Annotated in this window: 15 protein-coding genes and 1 tRNA gene; 5 read left to right on the top strand and 11 right to left on the bottom strand. The window is 40.1% G+C overall.

Going from position 1 to position 17,523, the window contains the following annotated elements; all coding sequences use genetic code 11:
• Positions 1 to 88 precede the first annotated feature (88 nt).
• Entirely contained in the window at positions 89 to 1,768 is a 1,680-nt protein-coding gene (gene ettA / locus B9A58_RS06450) for an energy-dependent translational throttle protein EttA (RefSeq protein ID WP_084371584.1), read from the bottom strand.
• A 103-nt stretch (positions 1,769 to 1,871) separates the two neighbouring features.
• On the opposite strand from ettA, the gene B9A58_RS06445 reads away from it, so the two are divergent.
• Positions 1,872 to 3,140: a DUF349 domain-containing protein gene (locus B9A58_RS06445; RefSeq protein ID WP_084371583.1), complete on the top strand. Its 1,269-nt coding sequence runs from the start codon at positions 1,872 to 1,874 to the stop codon at positions 3,138 to 3,140.
• A 185-nt stretch (positions 3,141 to 3,325) separates the two neighbouring features.
• A complete protein-coding gene (locus tag B9A58_RS06440) occupies positions 3,326 to 3,547 on the top strand; it encodes a DUF2795 domain-containing protein (protein WP_084371582.1) in 222 nt (73 codons plus the stop codon).
• Positions 3,548 to 3,609: 62 nt separating this feature from the next.
• On the opposite strand, the gene B9A58_RS06435 is transcribed toward B9A58_RS06440, so the two are convergent.
• Complete coding sequence (locus B9A58_RS06435; RefSeq protein WP_084371581.1) at positions 3,610 to 4,281, bottom strand: 2-C-methyl-D-erythritol 4-phosphate cytidylyltransferase; 672 nt, start codon at positions 4,279 to 4,281, stop codon at positions 3,610 to 3,612.
• Positions 4,282 to 4,450: 169 nt separating this feature from the next.
• Positions 4,451 to 5,497, bottom strand: a complete 1,047-nt coding sequence (queA, locus tag B9A58_RS06430) for a tRNA preQ1(34) S-adenosylmethionine ribosyltransferase-isomerase QueA (protein WP_084371580.1) — start codon at positions 5,495 to 5,497, stop codon at positions 4,451 to 4,453.
• 250 nt (positions 5,498 to 5,747) lie between these two features.
• Between queA and B9A58_RS06425 the strand changes: the two genes are divergently transcribed.
• Positions 5,748 to 6,998, top strand: a complete 1,251-nt coding sequence (locus tag B9A58_RS06425) for an ABC transporter permease (protein ID WP_084371579.1) — start codon at positions 5,748 to 5,750, stop codon at positions 6,996 to 6,998.
• Between the two features lie 99 nt (positions 6,999 to 7,097).
• Here the strand turns inward: B9A58_RS06425 and B9A58_RS06420 are convergent, their stop codons facing one another.
• From B9A58_RS06420 to B9A58_RS06385, 8 genes are all read right to left on the bottom strand, one after another.
• Positions 7,098 to 7,328, bottom strand: coding sequence for a hypothetical protein (locus B9A58_RS06420; RefSeq protein WP_084371578.1), 231 nt, complete (start codon positions 7,326 to 7,328; stop codon positions 7,098 to 7,100).
• 118 nt (positions 7,329 to 7,446) lie between these two features.
• Positions 7,447 to 8,007: an aminoacyl-tRNA hydrolase gene (gene pth / locus B9A58_RS06415; RefSeq protein ID WP_084371577.1), complete on the bottom strand. Its 561-nt coding sequence runs from the start codon at positions 8,005 to 8,007 to the stop codon at positions 7,447 to 7,449.
• Between the two features lie 96 nt (positions 8,008 to 8,103).
• Entirely contained in the window at positions 8,104 to 8,745 is a 642-nt protein-coding gene (locus B9A58_RS06410; protein ID WP_084371576.1) for a 50S ribosomal protein L25/general stress protein Ctc, read from the bottom strand.
• Between the two features lie 15 nt (positions 8,746 to 8,760).
• Entirely contained in the window at positions 8,761 to 9,690 is a 930-nt protein-coding gene (locus tag B9A58_RS06405; RefSeq protein WP_084371575.1) for a ribose-phosphate pyrophosphokinase, read from the bottom strand.
• Between the two features lie 57 nt (positions 9,691 to 9,747).
• Positions 9,748 to 9,820: transfer RNA gene (locus B9A58_RS06400), tRNA-Gln, on the bottom strand.
• Between the two features lie 98 nt (positions 9,821 to 9,918).
• Positions 9,919 to 13,581, bottom strand: a complete 3,663-nt coding sequence (gene purL / locus B9A58_RS06395; protein WP_084371574.1) for a phosphoribosylformylglycinamidine synthase — start codon at positions 13,579 to 13,581, stop codon at positions 9,919 to 9,921.
• A gap of 90 nt (positions 13,582 to 13,671) precedes the next feature.
• A complete protein-coding gene (locus B9A58_RS06390) occupies positions 13,672 to 14,655 on the bottom strand; it encodes an energy transducer TonB (protein WP_084371573.1) in 984 nt (327 codons plus the stop codon).
• The gene (locus B9A58_RS06385; protein WP_084371572.1) at positions 14,606 to 15,430 is read right to left on the bottom strand and encodes an alpha/beta hydrolase; all 825 of its coding nucleotides are present in this window, start codon (positions 15,428 to 15,430) and stop codon (positions 14,606 to 14,608) included. Before B9A58_RS06385 ends, B9A58_RS06390 begins: the two co-directional genes overlap by 50 nt.
• Before the next feature lie 106 nt (positions 15,431 to 15,536).
• Here B9A58_RS06385 and B9A58_RS06380 point away from each other — a divergent pair, with 106 nt between their 5' ends.
• A complete protein-coding gene (locus B9A58_RS06380; protein ID WP_084371571.1) occupies positions 15,537 to 16,163 on the top strand; it encodes a TetR/AcrR family transcriptional regulator in 627 nt (208 codons plus the stop codon).
• 28 nt (positions 16,164 to 16,191) lie between these two features.
• Positions 16,192 to 17,511: a TolC family protein gene (locus tag B9A58_RS06375; RefSeq protein ID WP_176214697.1), complete on the top strand. Its 1,320-nt coding sequence runs from the start codon at positions 16,192 to 16,194 to the stop codon at positions 17,509 to 17,511.
• Positions 17,512 to 17,523 lie beyond the last annotated feature (12 nt).

The raw sequence follows: 17,523 nt of genomic DNA, 5'->3' as shown, positions 1-17,523 counted from the left end.
AATATGGCCAAATAACTTGGTTTTAGCAATATAAGATTGGGTGAATGTGAGATATAGCACCATGCTTAGCATGGTGCTATATAGATTGCTACTGCAATTTTTTATACTTGATACGCTTAGGCTCTACATGGCCTTGTCGCTTCAATCTGTTTTCTTCATACGCCGAGAAAGGGCCATCAAAGAAATATACCTGACTGTCTCCTTCAAAAGCTAACGTATGCGTACACACTCTGTCCAAAAACCATCTGTCGTGGCTAATGATTACCGCACACCCTGCAAAATTTTCTAACGCTTCTTCCAGAGCCCTAAGTGTGTTGACATCCAAGTCATTAGTAGGCTCATCGAGTAGGAGTAAGTTGGCACCCTGCTTCAGTGTCATGGCAAGGTGTACACGGTTTCGTTCACCACCAGATAGTGCACTTACTTTTTTACCTTGGTCTGACCCACCAAAATTGAACTTACTTACATAAGCTCGGGAGTTCATTTGTTTACCTCCTAATTCAATCAATTCATTGCCTTCAGAAATCACTTCCCAAACGGACTTATTGGGATCAAGATCATCATGCTCCTGATCTACATAGGCGATTTGCACTGTAGACCCAATGTCAAACGTACCACTGTTTGGTTTTTCTTTGCCAGTTATCATATTGAACAGGGTAGTCTTACCTGCTCCATTCGGCCCTACAATACCTACAATCCCTGCTTGGGGGAGTGAGAAGGTAAGATTTTCGTAGAGTAATTTGTCTCCAAATGCTTTCGACACACCTTCCACCTCAATTACCTTTTCTCCCAACCTTGGCCCTGGTGGGATGTAAAGCTCCAGTTTGCTTTCTCTTTCAGAAGCATCCTGGCCGGCCAGCTTATCATAAGCTGCTAGTCTGGCTTTCCCTTTGGCCTGACGACCTTTAGGCGTCATACGTACCCATTCAAGTTCCCGCTCCAGGGTCTTCTGTCTTTTTGATTCTGTTTTTTCCTCTTGAGCTAATCGTTTTTGCTTTTGATCCAACCAAGAAGAGTAGTTGCCTTTCCACGGAATGCCTTCACCACGATCCAGTTCCAAAATCCAACCCGCCACATTGTCGAGAAAGTATCTATCGTGAGTAACTGCGATTACAGTGCCTTTATATTGATTCAAGTGTTGTTCCAGCCAGAGGACAGATTCGGCATCCAAGTGGTTGGTAGGTTCATCCAGCAAGAGTACATCTGGCTCTTGTAGCAGCAAACGACAGAGTGCAACTCTTCTTTTTTCACCCCCTGAAAGGTTTTCTATTTTGGCATCAGCAGGTGGGGTACGTAGTGCATCCATTGCCCTTTCTAATCTGCTATCCAGTTCCCAGGCATTAGCTACGTCCAATTTTTCTTGAACCACAGCTTGATCTTGTATCAACTTATCCATGGCATCTGGATTGTCAAGCACTTCAGAATCTGCAAATTTGGCGTTGATGTCTTCGAATTGCTGAAGTAAGTCCACAATTTCCTGAACGCCCTCTTCTACGACTTGCTTGACAGTTTTTGAGGCGTCAAGCTGTGGTTCTTGCTCAAGCAGTCCTACACTGTACTCACTAGAAGAAACTACTTCGCCTTGATACTCTTTGTCAATTCCGGCAATGATTCTTAGTAGCGACGACTTTCCTGAACCATTGAGACCCAAGACACCAATCTTGGCGCCATAGAAAAAGGAGAGGTAAATGTTTTTGAGTACTTGCTTCTGTGGGGGATAAATTTTGTTTACCCCTGCCATAGAAAAGATGATTTTTTCGTCGCTCATGAATCGTATTTTTTCGGACAAATATGCAAAAAATATTCTGCCTTTAACCTGATTTTGTAAATTTGCAGCCGATTTATCAAAGAAAAGGCATTCGCCAAATATTGTGGAAATACCATTCGGTCACGTAGAAAATAACAAACTCTTTCGGTCAGCTTTTGGTCAGGTAGAGGCACTCCAGTTAAAAGAAGTAAAAGAAGATGAGGTAGCACCAGCAGTTGCTTATTTCATCGCCAAATACGATAAGCTTAAAGCTAAACTGGACGAGATAGAAGAGAAGATCAATACACAAAACAACAAAGGTTCATTCCTTTCAAGCCTTCAAAATATAGAAGACTCTATCCCTACCCATGATGGTTTAGGTGATTATCAGATTTTGTTGGATCGCATTACACCTCTGAAGTCGATTTTAGAAGATTATGTTCAAAAGAACAGGGAAAAAAATACTGACATCAAGCAAGCTTTGTTGCTAGAACTGGATGTGATTTTGGCAAACCCTGATCAGGAGGAGGCTTTTGAGCAAATCAAAGATCTGAAATCCAGATGGTTGAAAACGGGAAGTGCTGACTTGTCTGTAAGAACAGAACTAGAAGAAAAGTTTAAAACTGGTGTGGATGGATTCTTTGAGAAGCGCAATGCTTTTACAGAAGACAAAAAAATGCTGGTGCAAGCTAGATTGGGTGAATACCAATCTATTGTGGCAGAAATAAAGTCTTTCATTGAGAAAAAGGAATTTCAGAAAAGCCTGGATAGAGTAAAAGAACTTCAAAAGCAATGGAAGGAGGTGGGTCGAATTCCTGAAAAGGATTTCCAGTCCATAAATGAGAGCTATTGGAAAGTAACTCAAGACTATTTCGACAGACAAAAGAAGCGCAAAAATTCAGATCGTAAGCTCAAGGCTAAAGATGAAAAAGAAAGCCTGAAAGCAAAAAATGAAATTCTAAGCGAGCTGAAAGAGCTGGTGCAAAATGCATTTGGATGTGAACCTAAAGCATTTGATGCCTTGAAATTGAAATGGAAGAACAGTGGGCACGTGTCAAAAAAGGTACACCCTGAGGTGCATGAAGGATTTATGCAGCTGTCTAGAGAGTGGCAAGAACGACAATTTATTTGGAGTTTGGCAGGAAAGAAGAATAAAGGTTTTGCCAAAAAGGATCAGAAGAGTCAATTCAAAGACTTGCTAAGGGTTATTCGCGATTTGCTTCACCGTGACGAAACTGAACTAAAATCCTTCAATGAAAATATGGGGAATATGCACATCAACAAAGGCTCTTTTGTAGATATGCTCAATGACAAGCTCAAAACTCAGCAAGAGAAGGTTGCGCTAAAAAAGAATCTCCTCAAAGAATGTCAGGAAAAAATAAAACAACTCTAACGTCCGATGCGTTAGGAGAGCAAAAAAATATTTGAATCCTTTTCAGATCAGTTGTATTTTTTTTTGATACCAATTATATTCAGTTAAAATAAATTTTGAGATAAACGAGTCAATAGTTTGATTATAGATTGAAAAATTTATTTTTGCACGATTATATAAAACACCGTAATTAAAGTAAGTAAATTATGTATTGGACACTAGAATTAGCATCATATTTGGAGGACGCGCCTTGGCCTGCTTCAAAGGATGAATTGATTGATTATTCTATTCGATCTGGGGCTCCTTTGGAAGTGGTTGAAAACTTGCAGGAGTTAGAAGATGACGGGCATCCATTTGAAACAATTGAAGAAATTTGGCCAGATTATCCTACCAAAGAAGACTTCTTCTTCAATGAAGACGAGTATTAGCTACTCTTTGCCAATCATTTGATAAGAAATTGCGCCTGGCTTTCTGTGAAAGGTCAGGCATTTTATTTTCTCCTTTTCAGAATAGAAGCCGCAATCACAAGATCTTCAGGAGTTGTGATTTTCAGGTTGTCATAGCTTCCCTCCACCAAATTGACTTGTACACCATTAGCTTCCAGTACGCTAGCATCATCAGTGAATGCATTGGATTTGCTATTTTCAAAAGCAGTCTTGATCAAATTGACCTTGAAAGTCTGAGGAGTTTGAATAGTATAAAATTGACTTCGATCCACGGCTTTATTCTGTCCATTGATGAGTTGTCTGATCGAATCTTTCATTTGTACCGCAGCTATCCCACTGCCTGTTTTTTGTGCTTGGCTTACGGTTCGCTGGATTACTTCTGCTGAGATTAGTGGTCTTGCTCCGTCATGAATGGCAACGATTCCACTTTCATCAATTACACCCAGTCCATTTTTCACTGAATCAAATCTTGTTGAACCACCAGTGGTAACTTGATGACGTGTTTTGTAAGTATGCTGTTTGACCAAATCTTGCCAGGTTGCTATATGGTCTTCAGGTAAAACAAGAATAATATGCATCTCCAAGTCACAATTGGCGAAAGCATCCAAAGTGTGCATCAGAACGGGTCTGCCTTCTAATTCTAGAAATTGCTTGGGTTGGGCGGTTTGCATTCTACTGCCAGATCCGCCAGCTACTATAACCGCATAATTTTTCATTGCGACAATATTAGGATATTCTATAAAAAAAGCCTCAAAAGAAATCTATTCTGTCATGGCGAACTTTGTGAAACCATCTTGTGCTTGCATGATTGCACAAACTTTAAGATCGCTTCGTTCCTCGCGATGACGAGTTCTCTTTTGAGGCTTTTTAAAACTCTTGTTTGTCTTAGATAATCAGCATGGCATCACCATAGCTAAAGAATCTATATTTTTCTTTGATGGCCACCTGATAAGCTTCCATGATCAGATCAAATCCACCAAATGCAGCTGCGTTCATTAAAAGCGTAGATTCAGGGAGGTGAAAATTGGTTACCAAAGATTTTACGATTTTGAAATCGTATGGAGGGAAGATGAATTTGTCAGTCCATCCTTCGTTAGCCTTCAATCTATCACTGGCTGAGACTGAAGATTCTAATGCACGAAGCACAGTGGTACCAATGGCACAAACTTTTTTCTTCTCGTCTAATACTTTGTTGACTAAAGTCGCTGTTTCCTCTGAAACTATATAGTTTTCAGAATCCATTTTGTGTTTGGTCAAATCTTCTACATCTACAGGTCTGAAAGTACCCAGTCCCAGATGCAAAGTGATTGCTCTAGTGTCAACTCCTTTTAGTTCGAGTCTTTTTAGCATTTGTCTGGTGAAGTGAATTCCAGCAGTTGGAGCAGCCACTGCACCTACATTTTCTGCATAGATGGTTTGAAACCTTTCTCTATCTTCTGGTTCAGTTTTTCTTGCAATTTCTTTTGGAAGTGGCGTTTCGCCCAATTCGTCAATAGATTTGTAGAATTCCTCATCAGTCCCGTCAAAAAGGAATCGGATAGTTCTTCCTCTGGATGTCGTGTTGTCGATTACTTCGGCAACCAAGTCTCCTTCTCCAAAATAAAGTTTGTTTCCAACTCTGATTTTTCTAGCTGGGTCGACTAATACGTCCCAAAGATGAAGTTCTTTGTTGAGCTCTCTCAATAGGAAAACTTCAATCTTAGCTCCAGTCTTTTCTTTGTTTCCATACAATCTGGCAGGAAATACTTTTGTATCGTTGAGAATCACACTGTCTCCTTCGTCCAGATAACTGATTAAATCTGTGAATACCTTATGCTCGATCTCCCCAGTGTCCTTGTGTACGACCATCAAGCGAGATTCATCTCTGTTTTCAGTAGGATAAAGCGCCAACAGTCCTGGTGGAAGGTCAAATTTGAATTCTGATAATTTCATCTGTTTGTATTTTATTTAATCAGTACACGAAACAGGCCGATACGAATGATTGATCTCGCAGCTAGCTTCATCTAAATCTGTTTTTTGGAATGGGTTGTGAATTGAATAAATGGCTGAAAAAGGAAGTTTAAAATATTCAATTGCATTCATGTAATAAAAGTAACGATTGTACGACCAATACGTCAAAATAAGAGGGCAAAATTAGTAAATTGTTACGATAATTATTGCTAGTAAATAAAATTATTATAAGATGCTGATGATTCGGCTGGTTTGGGAGAGTTTTCGATTTGCCTTCAATGCATTGAGGATGAATTTAATGAGAACTGTATTGTCGTTTCTAGGCGTTACAATAGGGATTTTTGCCATTATCTCAGTTTTTACTTTGGTAGACTCCCTGCAGAGAAATATCAATAACAGTCTCAACTTTTTAGGCGCAGACAATATCATCTTAGAAAAATGGCCCTATCAGTTTGGAGGTAAGTTCTACCCTTGGTGGAAGTATTATCAAAGGCCAAACACAGATTATGAGGAGTTTAAATATCTGCAAGCCAATTTGATCAACCATGATGGTCTGGCTATTTATGCATATAAAACCAACATCACTGCCAAACAGGGTAGTAATAGCAGTTCGGGATTGAATATGATAGGTGTCTCCTACGGCTATAAGGACATTAATGATTTGCAATTGGCCTCAGGCCGGTATTTTAGCATTCAAGAAACGGAAAACGCGAGCAATGTTGCGTTAATAGGTCAGAGATCTGCCACAGAACTATTTCCATATCAGTCTGCACTTGGTAAGATGGTGAAAGTTCAAGGTGCTAAATTTATGGTAATAGGTGTGATTGAAGAGGAAGGAGAAGCCCTGCTCAATACGCCTAGCAATGATGATAATATTTTGATTCCGTATAAAACCCTGAGCAAGTTCTATTTAGTAAGTAGATACAAGGGGCTGGGTTCCTCCATTAATATCAGAGGCATGGATGATGATGCAGGACAAGAACGCCTGGAAGGCGAGTTGACTGGCCTGATGAGGAAGAAAAGAGGATTGAAACCAAAAGAAGAAAATAATTTTGCCATGAATCGACCAGAGGCTTTTGCTACTTTTTTAGGTCAAGTGTTTGATATCCTAAATTTTGCAGGCTGGATCATTGGTAGTTTTTCCATTCTGGTTGGCGGTTTCGGAATCGCCAACATCATGTTTGTGTCTGTTCGAGAGCGAACTAATATCATTGGTATTCAGAAGTCCCTGGGTGCCAAGAATAATTTCATTCTTTACCAATTTTTATTTGAGTCTATTTTCTTGAGCCTATTTGGTGGTGGCTTTGGAATTTTGCTGGTTTACTTTCTTACTTTCATGGACTTGGGTTCTTTGGAGCTTATCATGAGTTTGAATAATGTTCTAATAGGTTTGGGTGTGTCAGTAGTTATTGGCGTAATTTCAGGTATTGTTCCAGCAGGTTTGGCAGCTCGAATGGATCCAGTGATAGCCATTAGGTCATAAAAAAAGGACTCAAATGAGTCCTTGAAATTTTCCAGGATTTTATGAAATCTTTAGTTTAAATAGCTGATTTCAATTTTTAATTTTTCCCGTAAGTTTTTCTTAATTTTCTGCAGCTACGCTATCCATAGCTTCAGTAGCTAGAGAATCAACAGCTTCCATCGCTTCTTCAGCCATGTCGGTTGCCTCTTCTGCTGCTTCTTCTACAGCTTCAGTAGCTTCTTCCATTGGAGCTTCTTCAGTGCTTTCAGACGACCCTTTAGAGCCACATCCTACTACAAATAAAAAACTCATTGCCGCAGCAATCAAACTAAGGTTTCTTAAAAACTTCATAAATACGAATTGGTTTAGTGAAACTTGAAGCTAGAACGATAATTTCACTTTACCAAGAAAAATTGTTAATGATTGTTAACGGTTTGACTCAACTATTTGATATTCAGATTATTGCAAATCAATCGTTGAATTGATTCATGGTTCTTGAAATCCCAATAGAACAGAAAGAAAGTACCATTTCGCAGGCTTTATCCATGGCAAAAGGCAGATTTTCTAGCTGTTCTTTGTTGAATTGACTTAATACATAGTCCACTTGTTGGCCTTGATGAAAATCATTTCCTATACCAAATTTTAAACGAGCGTAGTTGTTTCCGCCAGTTTGTTCGTCAATATTTCTAAGGCCATTGTGCCCTGCATTGCTGCCTTTTGCGCGCATGCGAAGATTCCCATGAGGGAGTGCAATGTCGTCTGTGATGACCAGCAGGTTTTCTTTGGATATTTTAAGATCCTGCATCCAAAAATTAACGGATTTACCACTTAGATTCATGTAGGTGGTAGGCTTTATTAAATGTATCGTTCGCCCTTTGTATTTGAATTCACATTTGTTGGCCAACTTAGTATGATCAAATCGTGCGCCCTGAGCTTCAGCCAGACGATCTAATACTAAAAAGCCAATGTTGTGACGAGTGAGTTCGTATTCTGGGCCAATATTGCCAAGGCCTGCGATGAGAAATTTCATTCGTTTGTTTTTAAAAGAAAATTAATACTTAAAAAGTTTAGTCAAAAAAAAATCCTACTCGATGAGCAGGATTTTATAAAATCATTTTTTGAATGCTTACTCAGCTGCTGCAGGTGCCTCTTCTCCTCCAGCTCCTTCTTCAGCTCCTTCAACACCTTCTTCTTCCCCTTCATCATCAATAGATTTACCTCTAAGCGCTCTAGGTACTTCTACAACCGCAATTGACGCTTGTGGAGTATCAAGAATTTCAAAGTTATCCGTGATCACATCACTTACTTTAATCGCTTTACCGAAGTCAAGTGCAGTAATGTCAAGATCAATATGCTCAGGCATATTTTTAGGCAAAGCCTTGATAGTCAGTAGTCTTCTCTTGTGAATCAATGTACCACCATTAGATACGCCTTTAGATACACCTGTCAAGTGAACTGGAATATCCATTTTGATAGGCTTACCAGCAAACCACTGTAAAAAGTCTACGTGCAAGATCATTTCACTCACTGGGTGAAATTGAATGTCTTGCATGATACAACCGTATTCAGTTCCTTCTACGTTCACTTTTACAAAGTGAGCTTCAGCAGTATAAACCAATTCTCTGAAAAGAATGGCTGGCGCTGAGAAGTGAATTTGCTCTTCGCCACCGTAAATTACACATGGTACTTGACCCTCGGCACGAAGACTTTTCGCTTCAGTTTTGCCGAGATTCGCTCTTTTATACCCTACAATCTCTATAGTTTTCATACTATTATATATATGTTATTGAATAAATAATGAACTAATTGATTCGTGGTCATGGATTTTTCTGATTGCTTTCGCAAAAAGTTCTGCCATGCTAGCCACTTTTATTTTCGAAGACTGCCCCTCGTTGATTTTGATACTGTCCGTAACGACCAACTCTTCTAATTCAGAACTGTCTACATTTTCATAAGCTTTTCCTGATAAAATAGGATGCGTACAAAATGCTCTTACTGATATGGCTCCTTTTTCTTTCAAAAGATTAGCTGCCTTAGTCAGCGTTCCTGCAGTGTCAATGATGTCATCAACCAAGATGACGTTTTTTCCTTCTACGTCGCCAATGACCTGCATAGAAGCGATTTCATTAGCTCTTTTTCTGTGCTTATCACAAACAACCATGTCCGCCTCGAAGAACTTAGCAAATTCTCTAACTCGTTTCGTACTTCCCACATCAGGCGCAGCAAAAATCAAGTTGTCCAGATTTAGTTGTCTGATATAAGGCACAAAAATGGAGGCGCTCACGAGGTGATCTACTGGAATATCAAAAAAACCTTGAATTTGATCCGCATGTAAATCACAAGTCATCAATCTGTCTGCGCCTGCAGCTTGCAAGACGTTTGCCATTAATTTGGCTGCGATTGAAACCCTTGGTTTGTCCTTTCTGTCCTGACGAGCATACCCATAATAAGGAACTACACAAGTCACGGACTTGGCGCTCGCCCTTTTGGCTGCATCAATCATGAGCAAAAGCTCAATAAGGTTATCGGAAGGCCCTGTCGTTTGGATGATGAAAACGTCGCAGCCACGCACAGTTTCGTTGTAGCTGAATGAAAGTTCGCCGTCACTGAATTTTTTGGAAGTGGAATTTCCGAGTGGTTTACCGTAACTATTAGCAATTTTGGTTGCTAATTCTTTGGAACCGTTTCCGGCGAAGATTTTAACTGCAGACATGTCTCGTGCGTTAGTGAAATGAAAGAAGCTATCTCAGTTGAGACAGCTTCTTTTCAGTTGGCCTACTAGGGCTCGAACCTAGACTCTTCTGGACCAAAACCAGACGTGTTGCCAGTTACACCATAGGCCAATCTTATACCCCCTCTTATTTTGGGAACACAAAAGTAGAAATTTGCTTGAATAAAGCCAAGTATTGACGATAAAAAAGGCGAATATTTTTACTTTTTTTTACTTCTTCCCCTCAACCCATTCTTTCGCGTTGATAAAGGCCTGAATCCATGGGGTAATTTCATTGGATGATGCCGTATAATGTGCCCAGTTCCATGGAAAAAGGGAACGCTCCAAGTGAGGCATCATAGCCAGGTGCCTTCCATCTTTTGAATGCACTCCAGCTACATTATAATCCGATCCGTTCGGATTACCTGGGTAGGCCTCATGCGCGAACTTCATGCAGACTGTATAATCACTTTCCGCCTGAGGCAATTCGAATTTGCCTTCGCCGTGTGCAACCCATACGCCCAAACGAGTATTAGATAAGTTGCCAAGCATCACAGAGTCGTTTGGTGGAATCGTGACATCAAGGAAGATAGACTCAAATTTTCCTGAGGCGTTGTGAGCCATTTTTGGATGGTTTTCGATTTCAGGGAATACCAATCCTAATTCCATCATCAACTGACAACCATTACAAACCCCTAAGCTCAAAGTGTCAGGTCTGGCATAAAAATTCTTTAAAGCTGTATTGGCTTTCTCATTGTATAAAAAAGCCCCAGCCCAGCCTTTTGCCGATCCCAGTACATCTGAATTGGAGAATCCACCAACAAACACTATCATGTAGACATCTGATAAGTCTTCTCTTCCAGAGATCAAATCCGTCATGTGTACATCTTTCACGTCAAAGCCAGCCAGGTGCAGTGCGTATGCCATCTCACGATCTCCATTTACGCCTTTCTCTCTGATGATGGCGGCTTTGATTCCTGATTGTTCTTTTCTCTTTTGATTTAAGTTCAGATCGCTCAAACTTCCAGTCCAGCCAGCAGGAAACTGATATTCTAATGCTTGATTTTTATAGCTTTCAAATCTTGATTTAGCCAGGTTAGCTTCAGTTTGATGTTGCTCTAATAAATAGGATGTTTTAAACCAGGTATCTCTCAATTTATCAATGTCAAGGGAATAACTCGTATCATTTGACTTCAAGTCAAATTCTCTATCCAGATTGACTGATCCAATTTTTTCGAATTTAATTCCTGACAAGGCATCCAGTGAAGTATTGTTTGCCACTTGAATCACCAAGGCAGGGCTCTCGCTAAATGCCACTTGAGACAAGTTAGAATTCAAGGCGCTCACATCTAGTGTTGCTCCACTTTGAGTGGTAGGGAAGTGCATCTCTAAGAGTGTAGTGATCAATCCGCCAGCCGACACATCGTGCCCAGCCAAAACATTGCCTTCTTTGATTAGTTTTTGAACGGCAGCAAATGCTTTTTTGAAATAGTCAGCTTCTGGTGATGAGGCTGGGTTTTTGCCAACTGCATTTTTGATTTGACCAAAACTAGATCCGTCTAAAGCAAATGCTCCATCAGATAGAGGGATATATATAAGTGTAGAATCCGCAAGAGGCTTAATGTCGGGAGTAACTGTTTGACGAATGTCAGAGACCTCACCAACAGTAGAAATGATGACTGTACCTGGAGAGTCAACTGTTTTGCCATTGTTGTATTTCTGGGTCATTGACAAGGAATCCTTACCTGTTGGAATATTGATACCCAAAGCAATCGCATATTCACTCACAGCTTCCACAGCCTCATATAATCTGGCTCTTTCACCATCAGTTTTGGTGGGCCACATCCAGTTGGCGCTTAGAGATACCCCTTCTAGTCCATGAGTCAATGGTGCCCAAATGATATTCGTCAATGCTTTAGTAATAGCCAGCTGAGAACCTTTGGCTGGATTGGCAATGGCTGCTACAGGAGCATGACCAATGGAAGTGGCTATTCCTTTGTTATTCACAAAGTCCAGCGCCATCACAGCTACGTTATTCAATGGCAATTGAATCTCTCCACAAGTTTGTTGTTTAGCCACACGTCCTGTTACAGATCTATCTACTTTGTTTGTCAGCCAGTCTTTGCAGGCTACTGCCTCAAGCTGAAGTACTTGCTTTAAATCTTCCTCAAAGTCAGCCTGATTGGCTGTTACGGACTGATAAGGTTTGTTTAATTTTTTGTCTTTAAGAATTGTTTTTGGGGCAGAACCAAACATGTCTGAAAGTCCCCAGTCCATGGCAGCTTTTTCGTTGTCTTTGTGCTTCATGGTAAACTTCATGTCGCCAGTTGCCTCACCAGCCACAAACAAGGGTGCTCTTTCCCTATCTGCAATTTCTTTCAGGCCAGCAATGTCTTTTTCGGCTATGGCCAATCCCATTCTCTCTTGAGATTCGTTGCCTATTACCTCTTTGTTGGACAGCGTAGGGTCTCCTACTGGCAATTGGTCAATGTTGATTTGCCCACCAATATCTTCGATCAATTCAGATAAACAATTCAGATGCCCACCTGCGCCGTGGTCATGTACAGATACGATTGGATTGTTGTCGCTTTCTGCCAGTGCTCTTAGTGCGTTGGCGACTCTTTTTTGCATTTCAGGATTGGATCGCTGGATCGCATTCAGTTCGATCGCATTCGAATGCTCTCCTGTTGACACAGAAGAGACAGCTCCACCTCCCATGCCAATGCGGTAGTTGTCGCCACCCATTACCACGATCTTGTCACCTTTGGTGAGTGGCTTCTTTTGGGCATGTTCCAATTTGCCATATCCCACGCCGCCTGCCATCATGATGACTTTGTCAAATCCTTGTGTGTCCCCGTTTTCTTCATGCTCGAAAGTGAGTACACTACCACAGATTAATGGCATGCCGAATTTGTTTCCGAAGTCACTTGCACCATTTGATGCTTTGATTAAGATATCGAGTGGGGTCTGGTACAACCAATCTCTGGCTTCGATCTTTTCTTCCCACTTTTTTCCTTTTTCCAGTCTTGGATAGGAGGTCATGTAGACTGCTGTACCTGCCAAAGGAATACTGCCTTGTCCGCCAGCCATACGGTCTCTGATTTCTCCACCAGACCCAGTAGCAGCGCCATTGAATGGTTCTACAGTAGTAGGGAAATTGTGTGTTTCTGCCTTTAGTGAAATTACAGAGTCAATGTCTTTGGTCTCAAAGTAGTCTGCTTGATTTTGAGTCTTAGGCGCAAATTGCTCCATTTTAGGCCCCTTGATAAATGCCACGTTGTCTTTATAAGCAGACTCAATTTGTCCAGGGTGTTCCTGAGAGGTTTTCTTGATGAGTTTAAAAAGTGAAACTGGTTTTTCTTCTCCGTCTATAATAAACTGGCCATTAAAAATCTTGTGGCGACAATGTTCTGAATTCACCTGAGAAAATCCGAATACTTCACTATCAGTTAAGGGTCTACCTAGTTTTAATGCAACACCTTCTAAGTAGATGATTTCCTCTTCGCTTAATGCCAGTCCTTCACTTTGGTTGTAGCTTCTGATATCTTCGATGTCCTGAATGGCTTCAGGCTGTTTGTTGATAATGAACACTTCTTCACTAAGCGTATCATATTTTTGATTCAACATGGGGTCGAAGTTGCCTTCTGTATGGAATTCTTCGATTCTCTGGATACCATCAATACCCATGTTCTGAGTGATTTCTACAGCATTGGTACTCCAAGGAGTGATCATTTCCTGGCGAGGGCCAATGAACGAACCTTTTAGGGTTTTTTCTTTCACAACTTCAGCATTTCCAAAAAGCCATTGGAGCTTTTCTACGCTAGCTGGGTCAAGGTCGGATTTTGATTGAAGAAGGTAGTAGGTGGTGGTGTTTTTCTTGAATATAAAGATCATCGGAGAAGGACTGTTTATAAGCCGCAAAAGTAAGACGATTGACGGAAAACTAGTGTATTGGAAATGGTATTATTGCAGATTTTTCTGAGACTACAATTTGAATGAAACAGGCAATGAAAGAATATAGGATTGGGGATTGCCTCTGGATGTCCCAGGATTCCATTCGACTGGTATTTCCTCAAATATTCTTAGGGCTTCTTGATTACAGTCTGGGCTTAAGCCTTTGATGATGTAATAATGGGATACCTCACCCATGTGGTCTATTGTGTAAGCAATATGAACAGTGCCCTGAAGCCCTATTTTCTTGGCACTTTTTGGGTAATTCATTGCTTTGGTCAATTTTTCGTAATATTTCGGGAAGCCCATTTTTGGAGAGGGTAAGGTGTTGATTTGAGTGTAAGTATATTTAGAGCTGTCCAGTTTCGTGCTGGTGCCACTCACCAATTCTCCGCCTTTGTACTTTTCCGTATAAAATAGGTTGCCATTTGAGTAGAAACCCTCCCAGATCCCACTGCGCATGCCTTTATATATTTTGCCACGAGCAGAGATGCTCAAATTATTATGGTATTCTATTAAGTCGCCCATGCCATTTTTCACCACTTGATTACCTAAAGAGTCCCAGGCATTGTAGGTTTTGTGGTTAATTTCTGTTGCTGTTGAATAACCAGTGTATTCTCTTTCTAAGGCCTTGACCCCATTTGGAAACCAGAGCACATAACCGCCAAAAACATGGCCATTTTTGAGTTGGTACTTTTCTTTGACCTGCCCATTTTCATAATACTCTATGCCTACCCCTTCCTGTATCCCCGCTTGGTCAAAAGTCTTCTTGGCTTTGGTTCTGTTACTAGAAATGAATTTTTCGGTGACCTTGCCAACAAAATGATCCTTACCCAATGGGATGTGGCCTATGGCAAGGTAATAAGCCTGAGCCTTCTCAACTTCTTGGCCGACTGCATTGTAGTATTTGGTAGTGGTTGGCTGTGCAAAACTGGCTCCTTGAATCAGAAGAAAGGTAATGAATATGCTAATCTTGATAGCTACTAAGGAAATCGGCAATTTTTGAAAAAGACTCATTTAATAGTTTGGTGTGTCCTGTGTCTAATATAGTCACTTTAGCTTTTTTGAGTTGAGATAAAAAATGAAAGTGACGCTTAGGCTGAATGATATTGTCATATTTTCCAAATATAAAGGCGCTCTGAAATGGAGCTGTATTCAGTAATTTGATTAGCGTCTTTTGGGACAGCCGAAATTTGCGTAGCATGACCCATGATTTGTATACTTTCATTCTTTGGCCTTTATCTCTCAATTGGCTCCGTGAAAAGTTAATCGTCCACTGATTGAAAAGCCTGGTTTGCTCTATGAGATAAAGAAAGGTGAAAAATGGTTTAGGGTTTCTCATAAAGAATCCGAATAACTGCTCTGAGCCTAAAGGGAAAGTGGCGAACTCGTATGCGCTTCTTTTCACAATGCCATCAGGGGCAATGAAAAAACAGTGGTCAATTCGATCACTGAATGACTGGATGGTACTGGCTACATATCGACCGCCCATGCTGTAACCAAAAACGGAGAAATTGTTGATTCCAAGTTCATGTAAAAAACCGTTCAAAATTTTCTTCCATTCTTCATGACTCAAATATTTGGTTCCACTGGTTCGATCACTCTTTCCATGAAAAAATAAATTGATACCAATCACTTGATAGCCATTAAGTTCAGTGGCAAGTTTTTCAAAGACCTGATAGTTCTGACCAAAACCATGAAAGCAGATAAGTGTCTTTTTTCCGTAGCCATAAGCCATGTATTCGAGCCTGATGGAATTAGAAAAGGTATAGAGTTTGGGTGTTTTACTCATTGCGGACAAAAAAATAATCCAATAATTCGAACAAATATCAACTTTGTTCGTAGAAACTTTGGAAACTATGATGATAATTTAAGTTTCCGTAGTTTCATTTGCACTAATGAGTAACGACACAAAAGAAAAAATACTGGAAATCGCTGAGGGACTCTTCAATAGATATGGGGTGAGAAGCGTATCAATGGATGATATTGCAAGGGAGCTTTCTATATCAAAGAAGACGATCTATCAATATTTCAAGGATAAAGATGAATTGGTTACGCTTTTCGCGAAAGCACACATTGAAAGAAACAGGTTAGAGGTAAATACGGCTAGAGATGAAACTGAAAATGCAATTAAAGAGATGTTTAATCTTTCAGCTTGCATTCGTGATCATGTTAAAACAGTAAACCCTTCTATGATTTTCGATCTTCAAAAATACCATCCAGTTGCATGGGAAATGTGGGTGGCTTACAAAAATGAATACATCAAAGGCACTATTCTGGATACGATTGCCAGGGGCAAAAAGGAAGGATATTTTAGAGAAGACTTAAATGCAGAAATACTAGCCACTTATAGAGTGGAGACCATCGAAATGACATTTGATGGAAAGGTATTTCCTAGAGAAAAATTTGATTTTACAGAAGTACAGATGACACTTTTCGATCATTTTGTACGAGGACTAATGACCGTAAAAGGTCAAGAACTATATAATAGCTTGATAGATGCTAAATCTTATGAGAGTAATTAAACAACCAATACTTTTAATACTACTAACAATGAGTCTTGTGGCTGTTCACCAGGTGAGTATGGCACAGGAGACCGAAAGTTTTCGCTTCACATTACAGGAAGCGATTGATTTTGCTCTGGAGAATAATCAGAGTGTGAAAAATGCCAAACTGGAAGAAGAAATTGCCGACAAACAAGTGGGTGAAATTCTTGCAGATGGATTACCTCAGGTGAATGCGAATGCGAATTTGTTGCACAACTACAAAATTCAACAAACGGTCATTGAAAATGAAAATGGATTTCCTGACCCTACTGCGCCAGATGGAACCCCAATTCCTTTTGGATTAGGAATTCCCTATACCTCTGGTTTTGATTTTGCACTAACCCAAATGGTTTTTGATGGTTCTTTTTTTATTGGACTGGAAGCAGCTAAGACTTTCACCCAATTATCAAAAAAGGATCATATCAAAACCAAGATTGACATAGCTGAAGCCGTTTCCAAGGCTTATTTTGGAGTTCTGGTGAATGTGGAACGTCTGACTCTTGTAGAAAGAAACTATTCAAGATTGGATTCTTTGCTGCAAGAAACCCAAGTGATGTACAATAATGGTTTTGCTGAGAAGATCGATGTGAATAGAGTCAAAGTTCAATTCAATAATGCGAAAGTAGAAATGGACAATTACCAACAAATCGTTGATTTGTCAAGGTCTTTGCTCAAGTTTCAAATGGGTTTGAAGCCTAATACTCCATTAGAGTTGACGACAGAAATTCAAGCCATTGATTTTGATTTTGAATTGACTAAAAACTTTTCTTACGAAAATCGGATTGAATATGCTCAAATGAATATTCAAAAGGAACTCAATGACTTGGACATTAAAAATGTTCGAATGAAGTATTATCCTAAAATTGATCTGGTTGCTAACTATGGTAGAAATACTGGTAATACATCACTTGGTGATGTTTTTAGCGATGATTGGTTTGGCGCTGGAGCTATAGGTTTGAGAGCCACGATGCCTATATTCGACGGATTGAGAAAGAGACGTCAGGTACAGCAAAGACAACTCAAAGGTCAGCAAATTGACTACTCTCTTAACTTGTTGAAGAATAACATTGATGTGGAAATTGAACAGGCTTTGACTACCTATAACAGACAAATCGAAATGATGCAGGCTCAGCAAGAAAATATGGGATTGTCCGAGGAAGTCTATGAGGTAGCCAAGATCAAATATGCCGAAGGCGTGGGTTCTAATATTGAAGTAATTGATGCCGACGCCACTTTCAAACAATCTCAAATTAATTATTACAATGCGCTATATGACGCGCTAATCTCAAAAATTGACCTGCAAAAAGCCTATGGCATTTTGCTGTAATTCGAACAACGA

This window comes from Reichenbachiella faecimaris, assembly GCF_900176375.1.
Taxonomy (GTDB): domain Bacteria; phylum Bacteroidota; class Bacteroidia; order Cytophagales; family Cyclobacteriaceae; genus Reichenbachiella; species Reichenbachiella faecimaris.
Note: the sequence above shows the minus strand (reverse complement) of the source record. Positions and strands in the feature narration are given on the sequence as shown.

Coding starts and splice junctions, on each gene's coding strand:
- ettA (WP_084371584.1), bottom strand. CDS start 1,768: ATGAGCGACGAAAAAATCATCTTTTCTATGGCAGGGGTAAACAAAATT.
- B9A58_RS06440 (WP_084371582.1), top strand. CDS start 3,326: ATGTATTGGACACTAGAATTAGCATCATATTTGGAGGACGCGCCTTGG.
- B9A58_RS06435 (WP_084371581.1), bottom strand. CDS start 4,281: ATGAAAAATTATGCGGTTATAGTAGCTGGCGGATCTGGCAGTAGAATG.
- queA (WP_084371580.1), bottom strand. CDS start 5,497: ATGAAATTATCAGAATTCAAATTTGACCTTCCACCAGGACTGTTGGCG.
- B9A58_RS06425 (WP_084371579.1), top strand. CDS start 5,748: ATGCTGATGATTCGGCTGGTTTGGGAGAGTTTTCGATTTGCCTTCAAT.
- B9A58_RS06420 (WP_084371578.1), bottom strand. CDS start 7,328: ATGAAGTTTTTAAGAAACCTTAGTTTGATTGCTGCGGCAATGAGTTTT.
- pth (WP_084371577.1), bottom strand. CDS start 8,007: ATGAAATTTCTCATCGCAGGCCTTGGCAATATTGGCCCAGAATACGAA.
- B9A58_RS06410 (WP_084371576.1), bottom strand. CDS start 8,745: ATGAAAACTATAGAGATTGTAGGGTATAAAAGAGCGAATCTCGGCAAA.
- B9A58_RS06405 (WP_084371575.1), bottom strand. CDS start 9,690: ATGTCTGCAGTTAAAATCTTCGCCGGAAACGGTTCCAAAGAATTAGCA.
- purL (WP_084371574.1), bottom strand. CDS start 13,581: ATGATCTTTATATTCAAGAAAAACACCACCACCTACTACCTTCTTCAA.
- B9A58_RS06390 (WP_084371573.1), bottom strand. CDS start 14,655: ATGAGTCTTTTTCAAAAATTGCCGATTTCCTTAGTAGCTATCAAGATT.
- B9A58_RS06385 (WP_084371572.1), bottom strand. CDS start 15,430: ATGAGTAAAACACCCAAACTCTATACCTTTTCTAATTCCATCAGGCTC.
- B9A58_RS06380 (WP_084371571.1), top strand. CDS start 15,537: ATGAGTAACGACACAAAAGAAAAAATACTGGAAATCGCTGAGGGACTC.
- B9A58_RS06375 (WP_176214697.1), top strand. CDS start 16,192: ATGAGTCTTGTGGCTGTTCACCAGGTGAGTATGGCACAGGAGACCGAA.